This is a genomic window from Aliidiomarina quisquiliarum (genome assembly GCF_023922585.1).
GTDB lineage: Bacteria > Pseudomonadota > Gammaproteobacteria > Enterobacterales > Alteromonadaceae > Aliidiomarina > Aliidiomarina quisquiliarum.
Map to the genome: position 1 here is coordinate 37,220 of NZ_JAMFTN010000051.1, position 25,382 is coordinate 62,601.

Genomic DNA, 25,382 nt, shown 5'->3' on the forward strand with positions numbered 1-25,382 from the left:
GTATAGTAGGTAGTACATCAGCAAATAAAGGAAACTACGGCTATGCAGTTGCAGCGCATTACTATTTTACGCCCCGACGATTGGCATTTACATGTTCGCGACGGCGATGTGCTAAACGATATAGTGCCCGAAACTTCAAAGGTATTTCACCGTGCGGTGATTATGCCCAACTTAGTGCCCCCGGTAACCAGCCTTGAAGCCGCAGCAAGTTATCGTGAACGTATTCTTGCTGCCGTGCCAAGCCAGCATCAGTTTCAACCACTGATGACCCTTTATTTAACTCAAAACACCTCGCTAGACTTAATTAGGGCCGCAGCTAAAGCGCCCCATATTATTGGTTTTAAACTTTATCCTGCGGGCGCTACCACTAACTCGGCGGCAGGCGTTACCAATGTTGCCAATATGGCAGAAGTATTTGAAACCATGTCAGAATGTGGCGTACCACTGTTAGTGCATGGGGAAGTAACTGAAGCCGATGTAGACATTTTCGACCGCGAGAAGGTATTTATCGACCGTTACCTACGCCATTTAGTTGAACAGCATTCGCGTTTAAAAGTTGTGCTAGAACACATTACTACGGCAGAAGCCGCACAGTTTGTAATGGCAGCACGGGAAGGCGTGGCGGCAACCATAACACCACAACATTTGCTAATGAATCGTAACGATTTATTGGTAGGCGGTGTGCGCCCGCATAATTTTTGCTTACCCGTATTAAAGCGTCGTACCCACCAAGAAGCCCTACAGCAAGCAGCCGTTAGTGGTAGTTCACGGTTTTTTCTCGGCACCGACTCGGCTCCACATTCACAATCGAATAAAGAAAATGCCTGTGGTTGTGCCGGCTGTTATTCTGCCCCAGCCGCCATTGAACTGTATGCGGAGTTTTTTAGCCGCATGAATTCATTAGATAAACTAGAAAACTTCGCGAGCCGTTTTGGCGCTGAATTTTACGGGTTGCCAGTAAATGACAGCAAAATAACCTTAGTGAATGAAAGTTGGCAGGTGCCTAAAACAGTTCAAGTTGCAGGGCAAACTTTTGTACCTTACTGGGCTGGGCAGGAATTACAGTGGCGGCTACAAATCTAAAGGCGTAGCGCTTGAAGTTTAATGGTGGGGTATTCAATATAAATTGATGTACTACTTTTTGCATTAGAGTATGATTATAGTGTTTTTTTGCGCCCTTTTTCTTTTAACTTGGTTGTTAAAGTAGGGTAAGGGAGGTTTTTCGCGTGTAATGGCAAGCAAGAAAGCAAACAAGGGAAGCGTTATTAAGGAATAGAGGCAGACGTATTGAAGTGGCCCAATAAAAAGAAAAACCAATATGCATACTCTATTAGTGTGCACAAGGAAGCGGTTCACATTGCTATTTTAAAAGCGGTGCCTGCGGCCGTGCCTGCCGATAAAGGAATTGATTGGCAAAATACCCATTGGGAGCTTATTGTTAACGACGACATAAGCGTTGAGAACGAGAACGTGCCTGAAGCGTTAAGCGCCTTGCTGAAACGTTATGAAAAGTTTGCCACTAAACGTCAAGCCCTACAATTAGTGTTAGGTACCGACCTTACAGAAGAAGTAAGCGTAGAAAAGCCCGAGCTTGCCAATGAAGAAATAGCTGCGGCGCTACAGTGGACCCTAAAAGATTTAGTTAAAACCCCAGCTGCCGACATTATTGCCGACTTCTACGATCCGGCCATACACGCCAGTGGTAGTAAAAAAATTCAAGTGGTGGTTGCTAGTCGAACGTTTCTTCAACCTTTACTCGATGTATTGCATGCCGCCCAGTTCGACATTCAAGGTATTGTGAACGCCACGCTTGCCTTTAGCCGTTGGTTTAACCCCGACGAAAAGCTAGTGGTGTTAACCCAATCTTTCCGTGATGTGAATCAATTACATATTATTGCCAATAATATGTTGGTTATTAGTCGCGACTTAAATCGAATTCAGCCTTTAACCAAAATTGCTATTGACGACACCAGCGAACTTGAAGTGCTGGCGCTTGAAGTACAGCGGTCTATTGATTATTACACCGGGCAGTTACGGCAGGCACCGTTAAGCGAAATTTGTATTGCCACAGCGCATCCACAAGCGGCAGATTTAGTAGCTGTTTTAGGGGCGCAGCTGGGCCTGAACAGTGGTGTGCTGCCTTATCCTGCTTGGGCGCAAGAACTGAAAGCCAGTGACTACAGCGACTTGCCCGTATTGTCTGGGTTAGTGTGGCTAACTAGGCCCGTTGCAGAAAATAGCGGGGAGCCAGCATGAAACGCGATATAAACTTATATCACGATTCGTTGCGGCCCTCGAAAGAGCTGCTTACCACAGGGCGCTTGCTAATTAGCCTGCTGATTGTGGTGGTGGTTAGCGCTTTCGCCCGCGGTGGGTACGAATACGCTACAACAACATTAACCAAAACGCACAATGAAGCGCGTAACGAGCAAACCGCTTTAAGCACTCACATGGTTGAATTAGCAAGCCAACTTAGCCGCCAGCAGCCAGACAGGTTATTATTACGCCGTACCGAGCGTATTGAATTAGACGCCGATTCAAGGCGAGCGCTGTTAGACGAGTTTAATCGGCGCGGTAAAATACGCCGCGACAATTTGTCGCCCGTATTACAAGAGCTAGCGTCAATTCACATGGCTGGCCTATGGCTAACGCGTATTAGTATTCAGGCAGGTGGGGTTGAGCTTGAAGGGCATACCCTTGCGCCGGGGCTTATTCCCCGTTGGATGGCCAAGTTTGATGCGGCCAGCACATTAACAACCCATAAGTTTTCGGTAGTAGAGCTGCGCCGCGACAGCCGCGATATTTTAAGTTTTGCGTTGCTAAGTAAACCGAAAGCACCTATTGCAACAGAAAGCGCTGCAAATAGCGGCAACTTGCTCAATCAATTTAACGAACAACTTCAAGGTGAGGTGCCAGATGAAAAACCTATACCTTAAGTTTGATCAGTTTTTTAAAGCCCGAGTTGAACGCGAACGCTGGTTGCTGAGTATTGTGCTGGTAAGCATGTTGAGCTGGCTAAGTTGGTTGTTAGTCATAGAACCAGCAAAACTAAGCTATGAGCAACTTATTGTCGACCACACAACATTACAAAGTGAAACGGAAAAATTAGCCGTAGAAATACAAAATATAGAGTTACAGCTGGCACAAGATCCGAATGCGTTATTGCGCGAGCGTTATCAGCGTTCAGTAGAGCGTCGTGATCAGCTCGGCCGCTTACTCGACGAGAAAGCAGAATTCACCCAGCCAGAACAGCTACTCGGTTGGATTCAAGCATTATTAGAGCCAGGTACCGGTTTAACATTAGAAGCGCTTTCGGCGTTGCCCTTAGCATTTTATTGGCAAGGGCTAGATTACCAAGTAATGGAACATCCCAAGGCGCATATTACCTTGGAATTATTTACTTTAAGCTATTCGGCGGCGAACGATGAAACGTAATATGCTGTTACTCAGTTTGGGCTTGTGTTTAGGCGTGGTGGCCACACCAACCCTAGCCGAACGGCCTGCTGTAGACCCAACTCGGCCACCGGCAGATATACATAACGATGAAGCCGCTGGCTCAAGCAGTATGCCCAAGTTGCGGTTACAAAGTATTTGGTACAAGGAAGGTTACTCTCGTGCACATATCGACGGCCAAGTTTACCGAGTAGGCGACAGTATTGGCCAGTGGCGAGTTGAAAATATTAAAGCGTCGGAAGTAAAGCTTACGCAAGGTAGTGAAAAACTAGTGCTTACAGTTTTCGAGCGAACGCAGATGACAATACGCAGGGACATTGAATGACGAATAATAAGCTAATTAAAGTTGGAGTATCGGTATTAATAGCAGGCCTGTTGGCAGCATGCGTAAGCCGTAGTCCGGAGCAGTTATCAGCCGATGCGCAAGAAATGCTACGTTCAGGCACGCCTGTGGCTACCGAAGAAGAGCGCCAAGTGCCGGCCAGCGTTCGAGCCGAGCTACGAGAAAATATGGGCGCGCGCGACGCATCTATTCGTTCGTTACTTGAAGAGCCACGCTTTTCAGTGCAGGCGAAACAAATGCCGGCAGCCGACTTTTTTGCCCAGCTAACCGACGAGTCTCCCTATAGTTTGGTGGTACACCCCGACGTACGTGGCTTAATTAGTGTGACTTTACGCGACGTAACCTTGCAAGAAACCCTCGACGTAGTACAAGATATTTATGGCTTCGACATTCGTAAAGAAGGCCGGGTATTTCGCGTTTATCCTGCGGGCTTACGGGTTGAAACGCTAACGTTAGACTACCTAGCGTTGCGCCGTTACGGTATTAGCCAAACTCAAATTACCGCAGGTGGCGTGGTCGACAGTAATAGCAACAATAGTAACAATAGCCGTAGCCGGTCGAGCTCAAGCTTTGATAATAATTCTTCGGGTCGCGACAATTCTAATAATCAAGGCTTGCAAAATAACAACAGTGCTTTAGGTAGTGGCCAGGCGGGTAGTTCTATTAGTACCACCTCAGAAACCGACTTTTGGCAGGGCTTACAAGAAATTCTACAAGGCATTATTGGTACGGGCGAAGGTCGGCATGTGGTGGTTTCTCCGCAAGCGGGTTTGGCCACCATACGCGCCTTGCCTGCGGAAATACGAGCCGCCCGCGACTTTTTGAAAATGGCCCAAAGTAGCCTGCAGCGCCAAGTTGTACTGGAAGCCAGAATTGTGGAAGTAACCCTAAGCGATCAGTATCAACAAGGGGTTGATTGGTCGCGCATTACCAGTAAAATAGGCAGCGGGGTAACTGAATTTACCTTTAGCGGCGCCGATGTGGAAAACGGTAGCTTGGGCGGTGTGCTGGGGTTAAGTTTTACCAACCAAACCTTTGGCGGCATGGTTGAATTGCTGTCTAGCCAAGGCCAAGTGCAAGTGCTTTCAAGCCCACGGGTGACAGCAACTAACAACCAAAAAGCGGTGATAAAAATTGGTGAAGACGAATACTTTGTTACCGACATTTCCACCACCACGGTAACGGGTACCGCCACCACTTCAACGCCAAATATTCAATTAACACCGTTTTTCTCTGGTATAGCGCTCGACGTTACCCCGCAAATTGGTGAGTCGGGGCAAATTACCCTACATATTCACCCGTCGGTAACCGAAACCACCGAGCAAGAAAAAGTAATTTCCTTAAACAACGAACGTTTTGTATTGCCCTTAGCCCGCAGTAATATTCGCGAGTCGGACACCATTATTCGGGCCCGCGACGGCGAAGTGGTTATTATTGGTGGCTTAATGCAAACCGGTTATTCGGAAGACGTAAGCCAAGTGCCTTTATTGGGTCGGGTACCATTTTTAGGCGAATTGTTTACCAACCGTCGCCAGCTGGAAACGAAAAAAGAGCTAGTGATTATGTTGCGGCCAACCATTGTAGGCGCCGACACCTGGGACGCCGAGTTAGAGCGCTCACGCGACTTATTGCGCCGTTGGTATGAGGCAGACTAAGTAGCCTATGTATTTATATCATTTTGGGCTTAGGGAACTTCCTTTTACGCTAACCCCAAACACCAGTTTTTATTGCGACCTACAAGTGCATAACGAAGCCTTGGACGTACTACTAACGGCATTAAAAACCGGAGAAGGCTTTATAAAAGTAACGGGCGAAGTAGGTACGGGTAAAACCTTACTGTGTCGAAAATTATTAAATGAAATACCTGACCATTTTGTAACTGCTTATATTCCGAACCCTTACCTTTCACCCGCCGAGCTGCGCCAAGCTATAGCGGTTGAACTGGGTATTAAAGGGGTCGACAATTTCGATCAGCACAAATTAACCCAAGCGCTCGAAAATGAATTGTTGCGAATAAACAAATTGGGCCGCTCGGTGGTTATTTTGCTCGACGAAGCCCAGGCTTTACCGCAAGAAAGCTTAGAAGCCCTGCGGTTGTTTTCTAATATTGAAACCGAAACTCGGAAATTAGTTCATTTAGTGCTGTTTGGGCAGCCCGAGCTAGACGAGCGCTTAGCTACGCGCGAGTTACGCCAGCTACGCCAACGAATTTCCTTTTCGTATCGGCTTAGCACCTTAAGTGAAGAAGAATTTGGCCGTTATTTGCACCATAGGTTACAAGTGGCAGGCTACCGAGGCCCGCCTATGTTTACCCCGCGATTAACGCACCTAGTGCATAAAGCAAGCCGTGGCGTGCCGCGCCTTGCTAACGTTATTAGCCACAAGGCACTGCTTTCTGCTTACGGCGCAGGGCGGTTTTATTTGGAGCGGAACGATATTATAGCCGCCGTAAAAGACACGGAAGACGCAAACAGCTTGGGCTACAGCCCTTGGGTTTGGACCACTACCGGCATTGTAATAGGCGTATTGTTGGTTGCTACGCTGGCCTATGGACTTGGTTGGGTGAACCTATGAGCTTGATTAATCAAATGCTAAAAGACATCGACAAGCGCGAAGGCGAACAGCAACAGGCTGGTCGCTCTACGTCGCGCTACGAAACAGGTAAGCGGGTTTGGCCTGCTTGGCTGTTTATGGCGTTGGGTGTAATTAGCACGGTCGTTGTGTTGCTGCTGGTGCTGTGGGTTTGGCGGGTTATGAATACGCCTGCCACTGTGGCAGTTGAAGCAGTAACAAACCCCGTGGAAGAAACCGTTAACCTGCCACCACAGGCGCAGCCGCAGAGCCTGGCCCAACCACGCCAAGCGCGGCCACCAATGGCCGAAACTCTAGCTAAGCCAGTTGCTGTACCCGTGGTTGAAGCAGCTACGCAAGCAAAGCCTGCGCCCACACCTAAGCCCGTAACAGAGCCGCAAACAGCCGCAGCAACACCCGAGCCAGTGGTTACCCCTGTGCCAGAAGTTGAGCCAGAGCCGGTTGGTGAAATGGCCATACAGCGTTCAAATACACCACCTAAAGTATTAGCCGAGCGCCGTTTTCAGCAGGCCATGAGCGACTTGCAAGGCGGGCGAACGCAACAAGGTGCCCAGCGGCTGCAAGAAGCGCTACTTATGGCCCCCGATTACCATGAAGCGCGGCAACAATTAGCAGTGTATTATTTTAGTTATGGTTTTTTAACCGACGCCTTAGCTGTATTAGAGCAAGGGCTGGAAGAGTTTCCTGGTGAAACCGGTTTAGTATTGGTACAAGCCCGTATTTTAGAACGGGCCGGCGAGCCTGCTATGGCGCTAAACGCTTTACGTAATGTGGCAAATGAATTACCCGCCAATGCCGACTTATTAATATTACGGGGTGCGTTAGCCAGTGAATTGGAAGACTACCAAGTAGCCAGCGAAACTTACCAAGTGCTTACTAGCTGGCGGCCACGAGAAGGGCGCTGGTGGTTGGGGCTTGCTTTAGCGCAACAGCAACTACAGTTAACCGAGCAAGCCTTGCAGGCGTTTCGGCGTGCCCTCGACGACCCCAGCATAGGCACCGCCACCCGAGAATTTATTCATCAACGTGTTGAGGAGCTACGATAATGCGTCGACCACGATTACGCATGCGCCTTGGCGACTTGTTGGTACATGAAAGTATTATTACTGAAGCCCAACTAACGGAAGCACTCACAGCTCAACGAAGCAGTGGCCGCAAGCTTGGTAATGCCTTGGTCGAGCTTGGCTTTATAAGCGAGCAGAAGTTACTTGAATTCTTGTCGCAGCAACTTAACGTACCTTTGGTCGACATTCGTGAACTACGCCTCGACCCCAATGTGGTGCGTTTACTGCCAGAAGTACAAGCCCGCCGCCACCGCGCCTTGGTGCTAAAAGCCGACGCCGACAGTGCTACTATTGGCATGAGTGATCCTGCCGACCTTAGTGCCATTGATGCCATTAGCGATTTATTGTCGCCGCGACAAATTGATTTAGCGGTGGTACCCGAACAGCAATTAATGGAGTCGTTCGACAACCTGTACCGGCGCACGCAAGAAATTGACAACCTTGCGCAGCAGTTACAAGAAGAAAGCGGCACCACAGAAGAATTTTCACTAACCTCGTTAAGCGACAGCGACGATGAAGGCGACGTAACGGTTTCACGGCTGTTGCAATCAATATTTTTAGATGCCATTCAGGTACGGGCGTCGGACATACATTTAGAGCCAGACGCCAAGGGCCTACGTATTCGGCAGCGGGTAGACGGTCAGTTACAAGAAAACATGCTCGGCGAAATGAATATAGCTGGTGCAGTGGTGTTAAAGCTAAAGCTCATGTCGGGGCTCGACATTTCTGAAAAACGTTTGCCACAAGACGGCCGCTTTCAAATGCGTATTCGCCATCGCCAAATAGACGTGCGGCTTTCTACCATGCCTACTCAATACGGCGAAGCCTGTGTTATGCGTTTGCTCGACCAGTCGTCGGGGTTACTTAATCTCGACGAAACCGGTATGCCCGCCGACATGATCAAGCGTTTCCGCCACCACTTAAAACGCCCCCATGGCTTAATTCTAGTAACCGGGCCAACGGGGTCGGGTAAAACCACCACCTTGTATGGCGCTTTAAGTGAACTGAACGAGCCGGCAAAGAAAATTATTACCGTAGAAGACCCGGTGGAATACCGCTTGCCGCGAATTTCGCAAGTGCAGGTAAATAGCAAAATTGGCCTTACGTTTGGCCGCGTACTGCGCACCACCTTGCGCCAAGACCCCGACATAATCATGGTGGGGGAAATGCGCGACCAAGAAACCGTAGAAATTGGTTTGCGGGGCTCTATTACAGGTCACCTGGTGTTGTCGACACTTCACACCAACGACGCCGTTACCAGTGCCATGCGGCTAATTGATATGGGTGCAGCACCTTATTTGGTGGCCAGTGCACTACGTACCGTATTAGCCCAGCGGTTATTACGCCGGGTATGTAAAGACTGCGGTGCCCCCCATGTACCCGATGCTCAAGACTTAAACTTAGTTACCGTGCTTATTGGGGCAATTCCGGCGGGTGCAACCTTAATGAAGGGCCGCGGTTGCCAGCGCTGCAACTACACCGGTTACCGAGGCCGAATTGGTATTTTTGAATTACTCGAAATAGACGAAGCCATGATGAAGGCGTTGCGGTTAAGCGACACTCAAGCATTTGCTGAAGCGGTAAGTGCCGACAAAAGCTTTACCACACTAGCACAAACCGCCTTAAACTATGCAGCACAAGGCATTACCACCATTGAAGAAGTAATGACTTTAGTGGCGGGTTTACCTTATTTAGACGACGCAGAATTAGACGCACAACACGCTTTACAGCAGCAGTTAAGCGAGCAGGGCGAAGGTCAGCCAAGCTCAAGCGAGCTAAGCAATGATTAACTACAGCTATCAAGGGCGCGACCAGCAAGGCAATAAAGTACAAGGTAGGCTTGCGGCTGCAAGTGAAACGTCGGTAGCAGAACAACTGGTGCGCCGCGGCATAGTACCCTTAAGTATTATTGCGGGCGGCCAAGCGGGTGGCTCTTTATTTGGTAATGTGGACTTTAAAGCCCTGCTAGAACGGCCATTACCTTTGCCCGACTTAGTGATGTTTATTCGGCAAATGTATGCCCTAACCAAAGCAGGGGTGTCGATGCTGCGGGCAGTGCAGGGCTTGGCAGAAAACTCTACCAACAAACAGTTAGGTAAAGCGCTGCATGGTATTAGCAACGAGTTAGAGCGTGGCCGCAGCCTTTCTGCCGCCATGGCCGACTACCCCAAAGTGTTTCCGCGCTTAGTTATTGCGGTGGTGCATGTGGGTGAAAATACCGGTCGGCTAGAAGAAAGCTTTCAGCAATTAGCTTTTTATATTGAAAACGAACAAGAAACTCGTAAGCGTATTAAGCAAGCCACTCGCTACCCAAGTTTTGTAGTAATAAGCTTATTTATAGCTATTTTCGTGTTGAATATGTTTGTTATTCCAAACTTCGTAAGCATGTTTGCCAGCATGAACGTAGAACTGCCCTTAGTTACTCGTATGTTATTAGTGAGCTCAAACTTTTTTGTTAATTACTGGCACCTGTTGTTGCTTTCCATAGCGGCGGGTATTGGTTGGCTAAAATACTGGATGCGCCAAGACTCAGCGAAAGAAAAATGGGATTACTGGAAAATACGCATCCCTATTATGGGCGACATTATAGAACGGTCGTTATTAGGCCGTTTTTGCCGCAGTTTTAGCGTAATGCTAAGCGCAGGGGTGCCACTAACTCAGGCCCTTAACTTAGTGTCTGAAGCGCTTGATAACCGCTACATGGGCAAACATATTATTGAAATGCGCCGTGGCATAGAACGGGGTGAATCGCTTAGCAGGGTAAGCCGAGCCAGTAACATGTTTAGTGCGCTAGTGCTGCAAATGATAGCCGTAGGGGAAGAAACCGGTAACCTCGACGACTTATTATTAGAGTCGGCCGAATACTACGAGCGCGAAGTAGACTACGACTTGAAAAACTTATTGTCTAAAATAGAGCCCGTACTTATTGGGGGGGTAGCTATTATTGTGGGCATATTAGCTATGGGTATTTTCCTGCCTATGTGGGGTATGATGGAAATGACAGGTAGCATGTAGTGGCCTTATCGAAGAGTAATTCTCGGCAAGGTAAAAACAACGAAGCTAAAACCAAACGTTTTTATATTACCTTGCTGGCGTTTTTATTGGTGGCATTGTTTGCTAGTTGGTTTATTCGCGCCATGTTTAGCCCAAATGCCAGCTGGCGCGACGTTGAATTTGATACCGCTTTAAGCCGCTTCGATTATAATATAATGCTGGCGCGGGTTGAATGGATGCGCCAAGGGCAACCCAGCGACGTGTATTTGTCGCTAGCGGAATGGGACAGCGCAGGCAACCCCAGCATAGAAGCCCAAGGCACAGTACGAGTGTTAATGAGCCGCACCGGCTGGCCCATGGCCCGCAGTAAGGGCGTAAATGGCTGTGTTGAGCTTTGGCATTTACTTGGGCAGGCCGGGCAATTAAAACGCGAGCTAAAAGTTGAATACGACGCCACAGGCCAAGCACCATTGTGTAAATTTTATTATGGCGGCATAGAAGGGTTTCACTATTACCCAAACAGCGGGAAAGTTGATAAATTGTACTAAAAGGTAGATATTAATAGCTACATTAGAAAAAAATAGTGATAAACTATATTAGTATTTAGGTATATAACGTGCGTTAGGGAAAGCTGATAATGGCTAACAAAAGAAGTAATGGATTTACCTTAATAGAATTAATTATAGTAGTGGTAATATTAGGCTTATTAGCCGCTGCTGCTTTACCGCGCTTTACCAATGTGGCCCGCGAAGCGGAAGACGCATCAGTAGAAGGCGTGGCAGGTGGCTTTGCCAGTGCTGTAGGTATAGTGCGCGGCCAATGGGAACTCGACGGCCGGCCAGCGGGTAATAACCCAAGCACAGGCGCAGGCGCCAGTGTTATAATAGATTTAGTGCAAGTAAACGTCGACGGTAACCGCGGTTACCCAGTTAGCGGCAACAATAACGCCGCGGCACATGACCAAAACATGAATGCCACCGACTGCCGAACGTTATTTGCAGCAATTCTGCAAGGTGCACCAACAGCAAGCACAAACTTTGCAGATGTAAACCGAGTTCGCTTCTTTGTTACGGCAGAGAATAATGGTACGAACGACCTTTGTGTTTTCTACCAAACGAACACCATAAAGGGGTTGGCGGCAGCGCCAAGTGGTAATGATTATCTTACTGTGGGGAATAGTTTTGTATATAATCCACGCACAGGTAACGTTAATGTGAATTTAAATCGCAATTAGCATTTGAAACAACAATTCTCGGCATCGCGTTATTTAACGAGGTGGCCAGCTTAGCTGGCAAGGGAATATAAAATTTATTTTAACCATAGGTAGAGAAAATATGAAACAACAAAAAGGTTTTACCCTGATCGAACTGATCATCGTGATCGTAATTTTAGGTATTCTAGCCGTAACAGCAGCACCACGTTTCTTTGATTTTTCGAAAGATGCGCGTATTAGCACGATTGGTGGATTAAAAGCGGCTATTCAAGGTGCTTCCCAAATTGGATATGCAAACAATGCAATTACCAACGGCAGCGCTACCTACCCTACAGCAGCGGAAATTGCTGACGCAGCGCAAATTAGTGCAACAGACTGGAATATAGGTGCAGTAAGTGGTACTACTCCTGCAGTAATTATAATTTCTGCTAAAAATAACGCTGGTACAGGTGCCAGAGCTGATTGCAATGTAACTTATACTGAAGGGGCGACATTAGCAGATGCGCCCACAATAGTGGCAACTGTTTCGGGCTGTTAATCGGCAGTAGGTCATGCACTGCATGACGCCGAGCCGGAAGTGAACTTAAAGGGGCTTTGACCCCTTTTTAATACCTGAATGAAATTTTGGTCATGCACCGCATGACGCTGCTGCGGCAAACAGATGATGTACCAACGGCAGGCTATGCCTGCCCTACGGTGAAGGCTTAGATTTTACGCATACAAAAAAGGGCTTCGGCCCTTTTTTTATAATTCGTAGGGCAGGCATGGCCTGCCGTTGCGATAATGAATTTAAATAGGTAATAAAATGAAACAACAAAAAGGTTTCACCCTAATCGAACTGATCATCGTGATCGTAATTTTAGGTATTCTAGCCGTAACGGCAGCACCACGTTTCTTTGATTTTTCTTCAGACGCACGTAAAAGCACAGTAGGTGGTTTGAAAGCTGCTATACAAGGTGCTTCGCAGATCGTATATGCGAAAGCAGCTCTTGATGGTCAATTAGGTGCTACAGGCTCTATTGGTAGCGGCTCCTCGGCAATCGCTACAGTATATGGGTATCCAGCTGCTACAGCCGCTGCTGTTCAATCAGCTGCTTCACTAACCGCAACAGACTGGGTGTTTGACACTACAACAACATCTAATACAGTTTACGTTTTGCCAATAGGCTATACACACTCAAATACAGCTACAGAACAGTGTCATGTCGCATATACACAGTCAACAGGTGCAAATTTAGCCCCTGTTATTACTTCAAGCACAGGCGGTTGTTAATAATCCGTAGGTCATGCACCGCATGACGCTGCTGCGGCAAACAGATGATGTACCAACGGCAGGCCATGCCTGCCCTGTGGTGAAAGTTTAAAATCCACGCATACAAAAAGGGCTTCGGCCCTTTTTTTATAATTCGTAGGGCAGGCATGGCCTGCCGTTGCGATTTTTGATATTTAAAGAAGATGTGAAATGGACAATCAAAAAGGATTTACTCTAATAGAGCTTATCATCGTTATCGTTGTATTAGGAATTCTGGCAGTTACAGCCGCGCCGCGTTATTTTGACTTTTCTAGAGACGCACGTATAAGTACTCTAAATAACATGAAAGGCGCAATAAATTCAGCAGCCACTATTGAGTATGCCCGAACTGCTATGAAAGGTGATGCAAAGTATCCGCGATCGTTCGATGGGCAAGGCCAATCTAAGCGGGATAGCATTGTTGATGCAGTACGCGCAGACGGAAAAAAATGGTTTATCGAGCGAGTTGTTGACGAGTCCGTTACCTTTAGTGTTCGTAAAAGCTCTTCATCGAAATTTGATAATTGCTTTGTTAAGTACCACATGGACGCTACCCGCAAAACACCGCCAACATTAACAATGGAAACGAGCGGCTGTTAATTGTACGAGATTAATTCCAAAACTTAATATTCCTTCGTAGGGCAGGCACAGCCTGCCGTTGCGGTGTTTAATATAAAGAAGAAGTAAAAAATGTATAAGCAAAAAGGATTTACTTTAATAGAGTTAATCATTGTAATTGTTATATTAGGAATTCTAGCTGTAACAGCAGCACCTCGCTTTTTTGACTTCACCAAAGCCGCCCGTATAAGTAGCCTTAATGGGTTAAAGTCTACTATGGTTAGTGCTGCAAATATGATTAACGCCCGCGCAGTTATTGAAGGGAAATTAAACTCAATAATTGCTGACAATGTTTATGTTGAAGGTGTGCATCTTGTTTATAGCTACCCAACTGCAACACCAGAAGGCATATTAAAAGCTGTTGAATTACAAAAAAGCATTAGCTTAATTGATAATGATGAGTGGGTTTACCATCATGCCCCCGGAGTGATTTACATTACTCATGCCAGCTTTAAAAAAGAAGGCACAGCCATTCAGGCTATAGACTGCTATGCATTCTATGTGGCTGCTGAATCGCTAGGTGGAAGCCCTAGAGTTGGTGCGCATACCAACCATTGTTAAATATAATGCCTTAGGAAAAAATGTCGTTTACCACAAGTGCAAGTGGCCGTAACGATAGTATATATTTGAAAAGGAATTTAATATGAACCAGCAAAAGGGATTTACCCTAATAGAACTTATTATAGTCATTGTTGTATTAGGAATTTTAGCTGTAACAGCAGCACCTCGCTTTTTTGACTTCTCAAAAGACGCCCGAATAAGCACATTAGCTGGTGTGAAAGCAGCACTGCAAGGTGCGGCACAAATTGAATACGCTAAAAATGCAGTACAAGGTAACCCCCTGAACTACCCAGAGCCAACGTTAGCCGGCATTGCGGCTGCGGCGGGCCTAACAGAAGACGATTGGCTTATTCTTGTTGCCACAACGCCACGCAAAATAGCAATAGCACCGAAGAGCTATAACGGCTGCTAGCTTTACCATTGAGCTTATTACTAACGAGTGCTGATTAATCATTGAGGTTTGGGCGTAATTTTTAACTCAAAGGCGCTTTAAGCAATGCATGACCTAGCGTTATGATAGTGTTAATATCTTGTTTATATAATATCTGTCTGTGCGGACGGCTGCTTCGTTCGTCCATTAGGAGTAGCAATGCTAAAAGTTAAATCATGGATGAAGTCTGCGACTGTCATCACTTTCCTTTTTGCCAGCATGATGTCGCTGACAGCTTGTAATGAAGTTCACCCCGATAACGAGCCTGGCGCAGTAAACAACCCTTATCCTGAGCTTTCTGTTGCTGCAACTTCCACCGTGTCAATTGATGCTGCGGATGCCAGTATGGTTTATTCCATTCCGGTAAACTTATCAGTGGCTGCTCCTGAAAATGGCCAAGTTAATTTTCGTTTAATATCAGGCACCGCAATTCAAGGCCGCGATTATGAAGCCAGCAGCGGCAGTGTTGCGTTTAATAAAGGCGACCGACAAGCCAATATTGAAATAACCTTACTTAATGATGCAACACGCAGCCAAGCTCGCGACTTCCGAATTGAACTCATTCCTTCTACTAACGCCAGGTTAAGCTCGAATGTGAATCATAGTGTAACTATTGCTGCTATTGAGTCTACTGGTGGAACAGGCCCATTAAGTGTTTTAACTTTACCGGCGACCCTAGAGTTTATAGCGCCTGCTGTGGGCGAAGCGAATTACTCGGTTGTGTTGCCCTTATCAACACGTTTAAACACCGACGCTTCAGTTCAAATAAACAGCCTTGCGGGTACAGCCCGTGAAGGTGTGCACTACCGGCCTGTTTCAGGGCCTAACTGTGTTGAAGGTATTTGTAGTATTGCCAAAGGCGCTGCCGAGCTTGTGTTTGCACTTCCTGTTATTGGGCAAGCAATAGAAGACACCCGCTCGTTTAAATTGCAGTTTCTAGCAGCCACAGGCGTTGAGCTAGACAGCAACCGTGAAATTGAGGTGTCATTAAAATATACTGCCGAAGCGGTTGTACCAACGTTAAATGTGCCAAGCAGCTTAAGCTTACGTATGCCTTCCATTGAACGTGGCACTGTTACCTACCCAGTTATTATTACTTTAAGCGATATGTTACAGCACAGCGCTAAATTACAGTGGCGCACAGTAGACGATTCAGCCATTGCCGGCGTACATTACCAAGCAGTAAACGCTACAGGTGCTAATGCCGTTATGTTAAGCGCAGGGCAAAGCGAGTTCGAAATTGAACTAGAGTTACTGCATGATCAAGCCACCAATGAAGACATACGTTTTCAATTACAGTTAGTGTCGGCAGAGGGCTTAACTTTGCCTTCTCAACGGGTCATTAATGTTGAAGTGTTGCATAGTAATGAACAAGACACAGGTTATCCGCGAGTGTCGATGCCTGACACCTTTGTATTGCACGAGCCAGCCGCAGGTAGCCAAGACTACAACTTGCATTTTGCGCTTAGCGAGGCCTTACCAGAAGCGGCCGAAGTTGGCATTCGCTTTATTGCCGGTAGCGCAGAGCAAGGCCTCGATTTTGACGTGGTTAAAGAAACGCTAAGGCTCGACAAGGGTACCAGTGTTATAGCGCTACCCGTGCGTTTAATGGCAAATGCTACGGCGACCAACGAAGTAAGCTTTCAGGTTGAACTGCATAGCCCGTTAAATATAAATTTGCCGCGTAAGAAAACATTTGAAGTGCGTGTGATCGATCAAGCCGATGTCGCGCCCGAGCCACAATTAACCTTAAGCCCACAGCTTATTAAGGTGCCTGTGCCAAGATGGAACCTAGCTGAAGATATTACCCTGTATTTTCAACTTACAGACGTAGCTGTTGGTGCCACAGTGAACGTGCAAAGCCGTAATGGTACAGCCGTAGCAGGGGTCGACTTTAGTAGTGCAATTGCTACCAGCGTTAATGGCAGCCAACTAAATGTAGACCTTAGGTTGTTACCACAAGATTTAGGCGATGAACCACGCGAGTTTGACCTGATATTCACACAGGCAAGTGGTGTGCAATTACCAGAAAGTAGAGTCGTGACAATACAAATAGAGCCACGAGAAACGCCTGCGTTACCCGACTTGGTTCCACCTCAAGTGGGAACTCCTGTCGAGTTTAATGCGCCCGCTGTTGGTGCTCCTAAAACGCGTAAAATAGTATTGCCGTTAAGTAATGTTGCGCCCTTAGCCGGTACCTTAACCGTATTTATTGAAAACGGTTCAGCCCAAGCAGGAGTAGACTTTTCGCTTGCTAATGTGAAGTCTGAATTTGGCATTGGCGCCCAAGAGGTTGTTGTAGAGTTTGAAATAGAGCCTACCGCTGCCGGTAAAGGCTTCCGGGTTATTCTGGAAAGCGCAGAGAACCTTGCATTACCAGCTACTTATGAAGCGCGTATTATAGAGGTGATTATTCTGTAGGGCTAGCAATGCCTAGCCTTCGTTGTTCTCTGATTGCCCACACAAGCGGGCAATCAGTACGTTTGTACATATATCTAGGCTAAAAGTTACGCTCTAAGCTGAAGATTATTTTGTCGTTGCCTCGATACAAGCCAAAGCCTGCAGTGGCCTGTGGGTTTTGGTTGGTACCATTTAGGTCGCCAACCCGGCCCCAATCAAACCTTAGCCATTCTGGCGCGTTGTATTCAAAGTTGAACTGACCAGGTAGGGTGCCGCCGGTAGGCTCTTGCCAGTATAATTCGCCGGGCGTAACAGAGCCGCTGTGGACAACCCCTGCTATGAGGCCAGGAGCAGACTCAATGCTGTTAGGGTTTGTGCCAGGAATAATTGCCAACTCAGCAGGATCAAAATCTGTGCAGCGGTCGGATGAATTTATAACAAAGCTAGTGCCATTCCAAAACTCGGTATTAAGCACCACGTTAAGGTTTTGGTCTTCTGGGCCACTAACACTTTCCAAAACCATACGGCCGTATTTTAAACTTAACGAGCCCTGTAGCTTCTCATTATTGCTACTAACAAAGCCACGACCGTCTTCTGCGCCAGACATTTCAATGTATACTTCAAGGTTATCGAAAGGCCCGTCGGGTGTAGTTGAAGCAGGGCGGGCAAAGGCAACGGTAGTAAGGTCTTCAATAAGTATGCCTTTATCCCAAGCGGCGTTAAATACCGAGTTTAAACGCCCAAGCAGCGGGTAGACTGTTTGGTTTACGCCAGCGACAGCACTGCCCACATAATGGCCAGTAGTACTAGAGTCGCCATTACCATAGTTGGTAAGTAGGCCATCAGTTTTATTCACCGCATGTATTTCAAAGTTAATACCAATATTAGGGTCGGCCATATAACTGAAGTCGCCAACAGAGCAGCTATTACGTACTTCCGACGACTTAAGAATAAAGTGGTGCGGATAAAAACGCCCAACAGGTCTAGCAGGGCGTTCAAAGGCATCGCCAGCGCCAAGATAAGAATTACCCGTTAGGGCAGCAGTTAAGTTCACGGTACCAGCCTCGTTCCAAACCACGCCTTGGTTCACTAGCGCACCTTCAACATTGGGCAGGGGCACAAAGGTTTGTCCAAACGTTAAATGACTCGCCATGCTAGGGTCGTGTGCAATGGTTGGAAACTGTATTGAGTGGAACGCTACTGAGCCTTCAGCGGCGGCAATTTCATTGCCGAAATTTGGGGTAGGGTTGCCCTGAGCATTTAATGACTGGATAGCCAAGAAGAAATTTTCACCCGCAGCTTTAAACCCGTCACCCGTTGCCGCTGTGGCAGTCCACGGCGAGAGGTCATCGTTTAGGCCTTGGGCAATTAGCGTATAGGGGCGTACTACAACACCACCTGTTCCCGTTAAGGTTGTGGCTGGCTCAGGCACGTTAGGATCGCTGGCATCGGCGGCTATGTCTAAGGAAGCATTAAATTTTAAAAGCCCTACATCGGTGTAGTTTGCATTGAAGGTGGCTTCGCCAGCGGCATTGAAGATTAAACTAACACTAGTACTGGGAACTGAAGAGCCTTGATTGTATAAATCGACTGATGTGCCGTTGGCATTGAACACTTGATCAGTCATGCAACTAGAAGGATTGACACATTCAACCCCTAAGTTCACAGTTTTAGACCCTTCAACACGAGCTTCACAAGCGCCTGTTTCGGTGTTAGTTTCGACTGCACGAATAGTTACATTGAAATCGTCACCAGCAAAAGGGGAAAGCGCGCTAACCAGCAAGCCCGCGGTTTTGAAGGTAATGTTGCAATTAGGAAGTGGCGTACCGGTACTGTCTACACACTGAGTAGTATTTGTGGTGGCAGGGGCTAGATTGGAAAGGGAAACGGAAGTGGTGCCACCTACAATTAAATCGAGCCCTAAGGTGGCTTCACCACCGGAAAAGCTAAATCCAGCAGAGTTAGCTGCAACACCCTTCCATTTAGAGTTGGCTGCCGTTGAATTTACTTCACCTGTTACTGCGCCTACAAAAGGCGACGAACAACTAGCGTTCTCGCAGGCTTTAATAGTAACCGGCGCTGCATAACAACTAACAAGCTCTTGTTCATGCAACACTATTCTGTAGTGGTCTAGAACGGGATCTGGCGGTAAAGCACTACAGCCTGCCGCCTCAAGAATTTGTTCTTTAGTAGTAACTGCGTCAAAATCTATTTTAACTTTATCACCTAACTCAACCGTACCAGCACTAACAATACCACCTTCGTAATGTGTTTTTTCGCCAATGTTAATAGTAGTGTTGGTGAAAGGGCTATAAATTAAACCAGTAAATCTATTATTATGGTCCCCCTGATCTTTCGCGAGAGTGAAGCTTGCGCCAGAATATAAAAAAATGGCCAACCCAGAAACGGTACCATTTTTATTTATTTTAGAGTTCGTGCCTGAAGCCAGAGAAGTTCCGAGAAAAATATTAACGGAAGCACCTGGAACTAGGTTTATCTCTGCCTGATCTGCTATGTCTACGGTATTAATAAAGTAGTTGCCTGAATCCAACAGCAGCTCTGACTGACTATCTAATACCACACTATTAATATAATACTGGCCAGCTGCGAGTGTCATCTTAGCGCTGCTACTAGTTAAACTAACTTTATCAATATAATAAGTCCCTCCCGAGGTGGAGGAATGATTACTAGTGCTTATTTCCCCATAACTACCAGGTGCAATGTTTGTTGCATTGTTTTTATTTGTGGAACCAGTGTTAAAGGAAGGGAAGCTACTTGGTTGAAGCCCTGGAAATGAAGTAGGAACCGGAGCTACTTGTCCTGATGGAGTTGGTGAATTACCGATGGAACCAGTGATATCTGTATTGTTAATAGTGGCTTTATTGCCATAAGTGAAACTAGTATCACCAATAACGCCATAGCCCATCATGTCACTAAAGGCTTGGGAACAGCTATCAATGCCTGCAGAACCAGAGGTGCCTCCAGAGGATGCAGTCAAACACTCTCGGATTAAACCAGTGCGGGTGTCACAAAAAATATCACCAACAATAGTTCCACCATTATTTTCAATATGTGGGGCGGTCACATTACCTGTAATAATACCTTGCCAATTAATGGTGACTAAAGCCGTGGCGGTGGCATTGCCTTCAATACCCGCATTAGAGCTTGCTAAGGTGATAGTGGTCCCGTAAACATCGCCAATAATATTGTTACCACTACCAAGGACTACATCATTAGCGGCAGACACATCGCCAGTAATAAGAGAGTTGGAAGGCGCCATAGTAATATTCTCAGCGTCCACATTACCGACTACGGAGCTGCCACTGGCTAAGGTAAAGTCTCCACCAGCACTCATATTGCCAACTAAAGTTACCGGGCTATTGGTAGTAATATTACCACCTGCAGAGATATTGCCGTTAATGGCAGCGCCACTACCAAGAGCAATGTTGTTTGATGCCGTTAGGTCACCATTCACTACACTATTACTTGCTTGTATGGTGATATTGGTGGCGTCGATACTGCCGTTGAGCGTGTTTGCTGAGCCTAAAGTAACGCTAGGTGAGTTAATGTTTCCAGTTATTTGAGTGCTGCTGCCCGTTGTTAGCGTACTGGTGGCGTTAATATAGCCATTTACGGTATTGCTTGAGCCTAACGAGACAGTTTGAGCGTTTACATTTGACAACAAAACATTACTGCCAGTGGTTAGGTTGATAGTGTTAATTAGCCCGCCAACGGAGGAGCCATTTCCTAGGGTAATGCTGTCGGCTTCAATGCCCCCACTAATAGCAACATTGTTACCCGTTGAGTTGACGCTACTCGCCACGTTGACAGAGCCGGTCATAGTGTTTTCACCACCAAAAGTGGCAGAGTTAGCCGTTATATTGCCGATTAGCGTGCCATTATATCCGAGAGTCACTTTGCCCGTCGAAGCTACTATATTGGCTTCAATTTTAACGCCGGTGCTGCTATTTAAATTTCCGGTTACGTTAATAGCTAATTTGTTGGGGCCACCATTCACATTCACTTTTGCATTACTGAAGTTTGCCGTACCGTTGATGTTTAACGTAACGAGTGCACTACCGTTAATATTAACAATGTCGTCATTTGATAAATTTAAGTTGTTACAGGTGACAACACGACTGCTTCTTGAACAGCCATTGGGTAAACTCCCATTCGGTAACACATAAGTGGCCGCCTCTGCCACTCCAGCAAACAAAAGCACCAAGGCCAAAGCCCATTTAAATTTAAGACTCATCGCGGGCCTCCACTAATAGTTGGCGGGAGAATGTTTGGCCGGCGGCGGTGCATTGGCCGGTGCTTAATATGCGGAAGTGGTGGCCAACAAATGGGGTTACTGCTAGCGAGTCGCAGCGCACTTGAACACTGCAATTAGTAAGGCCTGTGGTGTTGAAACTGTAGGTGCCGTAGGGGGGTAGGCTTTGTATATGCACGTTTTCGTCGCGGGCGGGGCATATATTTGCCGCGCCTGGGTTATCAAGCGGAAACAACTCGGTTAAAAAAACTTCAATACCACTTTGCGCCGCATGGTGCGCACGAGCACCGTACACTTCAGTAATGGTACTGGTTGCGCTGTCGTTTAAAAGCCGAATAAGAGCGGCACCAATAACGCTCATCACCACAATAATAAACACAGCGATCATTAACGCGCTGCCCTGTTGGTGTTTGCTAACATTGCTTTTAAGGCACATTGGGTACAAATACCTCGTGTTGAATGCGTAACGGTTCGGTGTCGTTGGCACGGCCAAAGCGGAAGTCGATTTGTACTAAACTGTTGCGCTGTAAAGTGGCCGGCAATACATAAAAAGGCACTTGGTTTGAACTAAAGTCGTTATAAAGCTGCTGTGCCATTACTTCAGCAGAAGCACTGCTAAGCTGGCTAAATGTACGTTGGGTGTTATGAAAACCATAGCCCTTGAAGCGCGTTAAAGTGCCGCTTGCAGAGGCCGTGCGCGATACACACCAACTTACCGGTTGTTCGGTAATGAAAAAACGTCGGGCAAGGCTACCGGTTGGAAAAGTGGGGGTGCCAGCAAAGGTAAACTCGGTTAAGCCAGGGTTTGTATGCGCTGTGGTGCCAGTTATTTGTTTCCGCCGCGGTGTGGCAACGTTATAAATAAGCGCATGGTTAGTGGCATATACATACAAATATTGGTTAATAATGGTTTGGCCCGGCTCTAATAGAGGCGTTACGCCAATAAAGGCGTTGCTTGCGAAGGGGCCTGGCCGAGGTAGCTGTACATAACTACTACTAGCAATAATAGGTACAAATTCAATACAACTGTAATTGGTACCATTAATTACCCGCACACTGCGAGGTAACGAGTTACGCAGTTCGCGGCTAAGGCGTTCAACGGCAAAGCGGCTTTGGTTTAGCAGTTGGTCGCGGCCCACCGCGTCGGTGAATACTTTGGCGCCCAAGCCTAAATAACTAAAACTAAAGGTGCCAATGATTGCCAATAGCACAATAACAATAATAAGCTCGATAAGGGTAAAGCCTTGGTTACGCATGGCCATTAGTAATTACCCCGAATGCTACTAAATAGGAAGTTTTGGCCCATGGGTGTGGTAACGGTTATTTGCACCCGCTTAAATGACGGTGGAATGGGAACTGGCGTTACACAAGTTCCGCTGGCAGTGCTGTAACACACGTGAATACTGTAAGAAAAACCCGGGTAGCGGGCGCTAAGGTCGCCGCCAAGGCTGTCGGTCATATTATTTAAGCCGTGGTAGTCGTCGACGTCGTTAAATTCGTCACGAGCTTCGCCATCGGGGCCCAAAACGCCAGTGCCAGAAAGCATATTTGTGCAAGACGGTGCGCCGATTTCACCACAACGAATAGCGCCACCCGCGTGGTCGCTGTTGTGGTCAAAGCTTTTGCTGGAAATTTCGTTCATTAGGGCAATGCCAAGCTCGGCGGCACGCATTTGCAATAGGGGCTCGGCGCTGCGTTTGGCTTGGGGAAATAACAAAACTGTAAGTAACGACAATACAATGCCTAAGGTAACAATGCCCACGATAATTTCGATCAGGGTAAAGCCACCTTGTCGTGCTATGGTTTGTGCATTCTTCAGCATGACAGCATTCCATTTGTTGGTGTTCATTCCAACCCTTAGCATACAACGGAATGAATAAGATTCATATTATGCAAGTGCTTAAAACTTGTACGAAATAGGTATTGTTGTCATCATTGCTGTGTTGTTACTGGGTAAGGACTCTAAAGTGAGCAAAAACAACTCTAACGCCATGGGCTTTACGTTAATTGAATTGATTATTGTTATCGTTGTGCTTGGCATTTTAGCCGTTACAGCGGTACCTCGCTTTATGGCGAGCGACCCTAGTACTGAAATGGCCACCGTTGAGGCGCGTTTAATGGGCTTATTACGTTTACAGCAACAGCGCGCCATGCAAGACACAGCCAATTTTGGTTATGGCGTAAGTATGGGCGCAAACAAGGTAACAACACTGCCTGTAGAAGCCGAACGCGACATTAACCTAGATGCGGTGGCTGTTTCGGGATTAAATACGGGTTTGTATTTTAATAGTAAGGGCTGCCCAGTGCCTTCGGGGGGCGGTGTGTGTGGGGTTGCCGCGCGCGAAATTACAATTACTGCGGGTAGTTTAACCAGAAACATTTGTGTGCAGTCGCAGGGTTATATTCGCTTAGGCAGCTGCTGATTTAGCAAAACCGCCGTAAACCCTCGCCCGAAAGGGCGGGGATATAAGGCGGGGCGCAAAGCGCTTTACTCAATCGCTGTTTGACTTTCGATATACGCCTTTAATGTGTCAATGGTTGCGCCGCCAGCGGTACAAGCAAAGTAGGAGCGTGACCACAGGGCTGCACTTTTACTTTGTCTTGCTAGGTGGCTATTTTGCAGCCTCAACAGGCGAGACGAAACAGATTTAAGGTTATTGACCATTATGCTGACGGCCAGCTTGGGCGGGAAAGCAATCAGCAAGTGAACATGATCGGCTTCGCCGTTCATTTCTAGTAAATCGCATTCCAGCTTTACGCAAGCCGATTCAAATGCCTCGCGCAACTGACCGATCATTGCATCATCAAACAGCTTGCGTCTGTACTTGGTGGTAAACACCAAATGAACAACTAATTTACTGACGCTATGGCGCTTGCGTAGATAACCCGATAGTGCGATTTTGTCTTGCTCACTCACTTTACTTTACCTGTTTCAAGCCATATAATACGGGCATTATACTAATGAGCGCTTAATATGTTAAGAGCTACTAAAGTACGCATCTACCCTACGCCTGAACAAGCTGAGTTTCTAGTGGCTCAGTTTGGTGCGGTGCGCTTTGCGTACAATAAAGCTCTGCATATTAAGACGCATGCTTACCGCTTGCACGGCATCAACCTAAGCCCTAAAAAGGACTTAAAACCTCTGCTGGCCGTGGCTAAGAAATCAAGAAAGTACCATTGGTTAAAGCTGTATGATTCTATTGCCTTGCAGCAAGCGGTAATTAATCTGCATACAGCCTTTGATCGTTTCTTTGATCCAAAGGTAAAAGCACACTACCCCAAGTTTAAGCGCAGACATGGCAAGCAAAGCAGCTATCATTGCGTGGGCATAAAGGTGCTTGATGGTGCAATTAAGCTGCCCAAAATGCAGCCCATTAAGGCCAAGCTGCACCGTGAAATCAGCGGCACAGTTAAAAGCATTACAGTCACGCTCAGCGCTACCGGAAAATACTACGCATCAATATTGGTTGATGATGGGCTTGAAGCACCACAACCTATCCATTCGGTCGAAAAGGTGGTCGGTATTGATCTTGGCATTGCTCACTTTGCCATTGAGTCCAGAGGTAAGAAAAAAACCAATCCGCGCTTTTTGAAGCGTGCAGCCAGAAATTTAAGGCGCAAGCAGCGCCAGTTATCACGCAAGAAAAAAGGCAGTGCCAATCGCGCCAAAGCTCGCTTAATTGTGGCTAAAGCCTATGAAAAAGTAACCAATGCTCGGTCTGATTTTCAGCATAAATACTCTCGAACTCTTGTTGACGAAAACCAAGCGGTGATAGTCGAGACGCTTAAATCAGCCAATATGATGAAAAATCGCAAACTGGCAAAACATATCGCTGATGCCTCATGGCATAGTTTTGTTGTGAAGCTGGAATACAAAGCCAAAGAACAGGGCAAGCATGTGATTAAGCTGGATCAGTGGTACGCCAGCTCAAAAACCTGCAATGGCTGTAAGCATAAAGTTAAAGATATGCCTTTGTCGGTACGCACATGGAGTTGCCCATCATGCGGCAGAGTCGGTATTGATCGTTATCTACTACAATAATTATTTCTTCTACAAAGTAAATAAGGAATCATTTACAAAGCATATCCATCTATATAGAATCACTATCTAGTACAATTCTACAGTGTATGAGATAGCCTAATGAAAGTC

General features: G+C 46.8%; 24 protein-coding genes and 1 pseudogene. 20 read left to right on the plus strand and 5 right to left on the minus strand.

Annotated elements, in window-relative coordinates:
- Positions 1-48 precede the first annotated feature (48 nt).
- The 18 genes and pseudogenes from pyrC to M1L23_RS13610 all read left to right on the plus strand — a co-directional run bounded on the left by pyrC (position 49) and on the right by M1L23_RS13610 (position 16,980).
- The gene (pyrC, locus tag M1L23_RS13525; protein WP_252627987.1) at positions 49-1,083 is read left to right on the plus strand and encodes a dihydroorotase; all 1,035 of its coding nucleotides are present in this window, start codon (positions 49-51) and stop codon (positions 1,081-1,083) included.
- 204 nt (positions 1,084-1,287) lie between these two features.
- A complete protein-coding gene (locus M1L23_RS13530) occupies positions 1,288-2,256 on the plus strand; it encodes a type IV pilus biogenesis protein PilM (protein ID WP_252627969.1) in 969 nt (322 codons plus the stop codon).
- A complete protein-coding gene (locus M1L23_RS13535; RefSeq protein WP_252627970.1) occupies positions 2,253-2,936 on the plus strand; it encodes a PilN domain-containing protein in 684 nt (227 codons plus the stop codon). Before M1L23_RS13530 ends, M1L23_RS13535 begins: the two co-directional genes overlap by 4 nt.
- Positions 2,917-3,435 (plus strand): hypothetical protein, encoded by a 519-nt coding sequence (locus tag M1L23_RS13540; RefSeq protein ID WP_252627971.1) that lies wholly within the window; start codon positions 2,917-2,919, stop codon positions 3,433-3,435. The genes M1L23_RS13535 and M1L23_RS13540 overlap by 20 nt, the downstream gene beginning before the upstream one ends.
- Positions 3,425-3,778: a hypothetical protein gene (locus tag M1L23_RS13545; protein WP_252627972.1), complete on the plus strand. Its 354-nt coding sequence runs from the start codon at positions 3,425-3,427 to the stop codon at positions 3,776-3,778. The genes M1L23_RS13540 and M1L23_RS13545 overlap by 11 nt, the downstream gene beginning before the upstream one ends.
- Positions 3,775-5,451, plus strand: coding sequence for a pilus (MSHA type) biogenesis protein MshL (gene mshL, locus M1L23_RS13550; protein WP_252627973.1), 1,677 nt, complete (start codon positions 3,775-3,777; stop codon positions 5,449-5,451). The genes M1L23_RS13545 and mshL overlap by 4 nt, the downstream gene beginning before the upstream one ends.
- A gap of 7 nt (positions 5,452-5,458) precedes the next feature.
- Positions 5,459-6,370 (plus strand): ExeA family protein, encoded by a 912-nt coding sequence (locus M1L23_RS13555; protein WP_252627974.1) that lies wholly within the window; start codon positions 5,459-5,461, stop codon positions 6,368-6,370.
- Positions 6,367-7,434, plus strand: coding sequence for a tetratricopeptide repeat protein (locus M1L23_RS13560; RefSeq protein ID WP_252627975.1), 1,068 nt, complete (start codon positions 6,367-6,369; stop codon positions 7,432-7,434). The genes M1L23_RS13555 and M1L23_RS13560 overlap by 4 nt, the downstream gene beginning before the upstream one ends.
- The gene (locus M1L23_RS13565; RefSeq protein ID WP_252627976.1) at positions 7,434-9,242 is read left to right on the plus strand and encodes a GspE/PulE family protein; all 1,809 of its coding nucleotides are present in this window, start codon (positions 7,434-7,436) and stop codon (positions 9,240-9,242) included. The genes M1L23_RS13560 and M1L23_RS13565 overlap by 1 nt, the downstream gene beginning before the upstream one ends.
- Positions 9,235-10,467, plus strand: a complete 1,233-nt coding sequence (locus tag M1L23_RS13570) for a type II secretion system F family protein (protein ID WP_252627977.1) — start codon at positions 9,235-9,237, stop codon at positions 10,465-10,467. Before M1L23_RS13565 ends, M1L23_RS13570 begins: the two co-directional genes overlap by 8 nt.
- Positions 10,467-10,994 carry a hypothetical protein gene (locus M1L23_RS13575; RefSeq protein WP_252627978.1) on the plus strand — a complete coding sequence of 176 codons (528 nt, stop codon included), beginning with the start codon at positions 10,467-10,469 and terminating at the stop codon, positions 10,992-10,994. Before M1L23_RS13570 ends, M1L23_RS13575 begins: the two co-directional genes overlap by 1 nt.
- Before the next feature lie 89 nt (positions 10,995-11,083).
- The gene (locus M1L23_RS13580) at positions 11,084-11,680 is read left to right on the plus strand and encodes a type II secretion system protein (RefSeq protein ID WP_252627979.1); all 597 of its coding nucleotides are present in this window, start codon (positions 11,084-11,086) and stop codon (positions 11,678-11,680) included.
- Between the two features lie 100 nt (positions 11,681-11,780).
- The gene (locus M1L23_RS14955) at positions 11,781-12,197 is read left to right on the plus strand and encodes a prepilin-type N-terminal cleavage/methylation domain-containing protein (protein WP_274707216.1); all 417 of its coding nucleotides are present in this window, start codon (positions 11,781-11,783) and stop codon (positions 12,195-12,197) included.
- Between the two features lie 267 nt (positions 12,198-12,464).
- Positions 12,465-12,932 carry a prepilin-type N-terminal cleavage/methylation domain-containing protein gene (locus tag M1L23_RS14960; RefSeq protein ID WP_274707217.1) on the plus strand — a complete coding sequence of 156 codons (468 nt, stop codon included), beginning with the start codon at positions 12,465-12,467 and terminating at the stop codon, positions 12,930-12,932.
- Positions 12,933-13,121: 189 nt separating this feature from the next.
- Entirely contained in the window at positions 13,122-13,550 is a 429-nt protein-coding gene (locus tag M1L23_RS14965) for a pilus assembly FimT family protein (RefSeq protein WP_274707218.1), read from the plus strand.
- A gap of 90 nt (positions 13,551-13,640) precedes the next feature.
- Positions 13,641-14,129, plus strand: coding sequence for a prepilin-type N-terminal cleavage/methylation domain-containing protein (locus M1L23_RS14970; RefSeq protein WP_274707219.1), 489 nt, complete (start codon positions 13,641-13,643; stop codon positions 14,127-14,129).
- Between the two features lie 82 nt (positions 14,130-14,211).
- Positions 14,212-14,403: pseudogene (locus tag M1L23_RS13605) on the plus strand (type II secretion system protein); the annotation flags it as partial.
- Positions 14,404-14,718: 315 nt separating this feature from the next.
- A complete protein-coding gene (locus M1L23_RS13610; protein WP_252627980.1) occupies positions 14,719-16,980 on the plus strand; it encodes a Calx-beta domain-containing protein in 2,262 nt (753 codons plus the stop codon).
- Between the two features lie 79 nt (positions 16,981-17,059).
- Here M1L23_RS13610 and M1L23_RS13615 read toward each other — a convergent pair whose 3' ends face one another.
- The 4 genes from M1L23_RS13615 to M1L23_RS13630 are packed head-to-tail and all read right to left on the minus strand — an operon-like array spanning position 17,060 to position 23,081.
- Entirely contained in the window at positions 17,060-21,214 is a 4,155-nt protein-coding gene (locus M1L23_RS13615; RefSeq protein WP_252627981.1) for a DUF6701 domain-containing protein, read from the minus strand.
- Positions 21,204-21,668 carry a pilus assembly PilX N-terminal domain-containing protein gene (locus tag M1L23_RS13620; RefSeq protein ID WP_252627982.1) on the minus strand — a complete coding sequence of 155 codons (465 nt, stop codon included), beginning with the start codon at positions 21,666-21,668 and terminating at the stop codon, positions 21,204-21,206. The genes M1L23_RS13615 and M1L23_RS13620 overlap by 11 nt, the downstream gene beginning before the upstream one ends.
- On the minus strand, positions 21,658-22,494 hold the full coding sequence (locus tag M1L23_RS13625) for a prepilin-type N-terminal cleavage/methylation domain-containing protein (protein WP_252627983.1): 837 nt from the start codon (positions 22,492-22,494) through the stop codon (positions 21,658-21,660). Before M1L23_RS13625 ends, M1L23_RS13620 begins: the two co-directional genes overlap by 11 nt.
- Positions 22,494-23,081: a prepilin-type N-terminal cleavage/methylation domain-containing protein gene (locus tag M1L23_RS13630; protein ID WP_252627984.1), complete on the minus strand. Its 588-nt coding sequence runs from the start codon at positions 23,079-23,081 to the stop codon at positions 22,494-22,496. The genes M1L23_RS13625 and M1L23_RS13630 overlap by 1 nt, the downstream gene beginning before the upstream one ends.
- A 118-nt stretch (positions 23,082-23,199) precedes the next feature.
- On the opposite strand from M1L23_RS13630, the gene M1L23_RS14975 reads away from it, so the two are divergent.
- On the plus strand, positions 23,200-23,655 hold the full coding sequence (locus tag M1L23_RS14975; protein ID WP_338021859.1) for a pilus assembly FimT family protein: 456 nt from the start codon (positions 23,200-23,202) through the stop codon (positions 23,653-23,655).
- A gap of 65 nt (positions 23,656-23,720) precedes the next feature.
- Here the strand turns inward: M1L23_RS14975 and tnpA are convergent, their stop codons facing one another.
- Positions 23,721-24,131, minus strand: coding sequence for an IS200/IS605 family transposase (gene tnpA, locus M1L23_RS13640; RefSeq protein ID WP_420094992.1), 411 nt, complete (start codon positions 24,129-24,131; stop codon positions 23,721-23,723).
- A gap of 75 nt (positions 24,132-24,206) precedes the next feature.
- On the opposite strand from tnpA, the gene M1L23_RS13645 reads away from it, so the two are divergent.
- A complete protein-coding gene (locus tag M1L23_RS13645) occupies positions 24,207-25,274 on the plus strand; it encodes an RNA-guided endonuclease InsQ/TnpB family protein (RefSeq protein ID WP_252627986.1) in 1,068 nt (355 codons plus the stop codon).
- Positions 25,275-25,382: the final 108 nt, after the last annotated feature.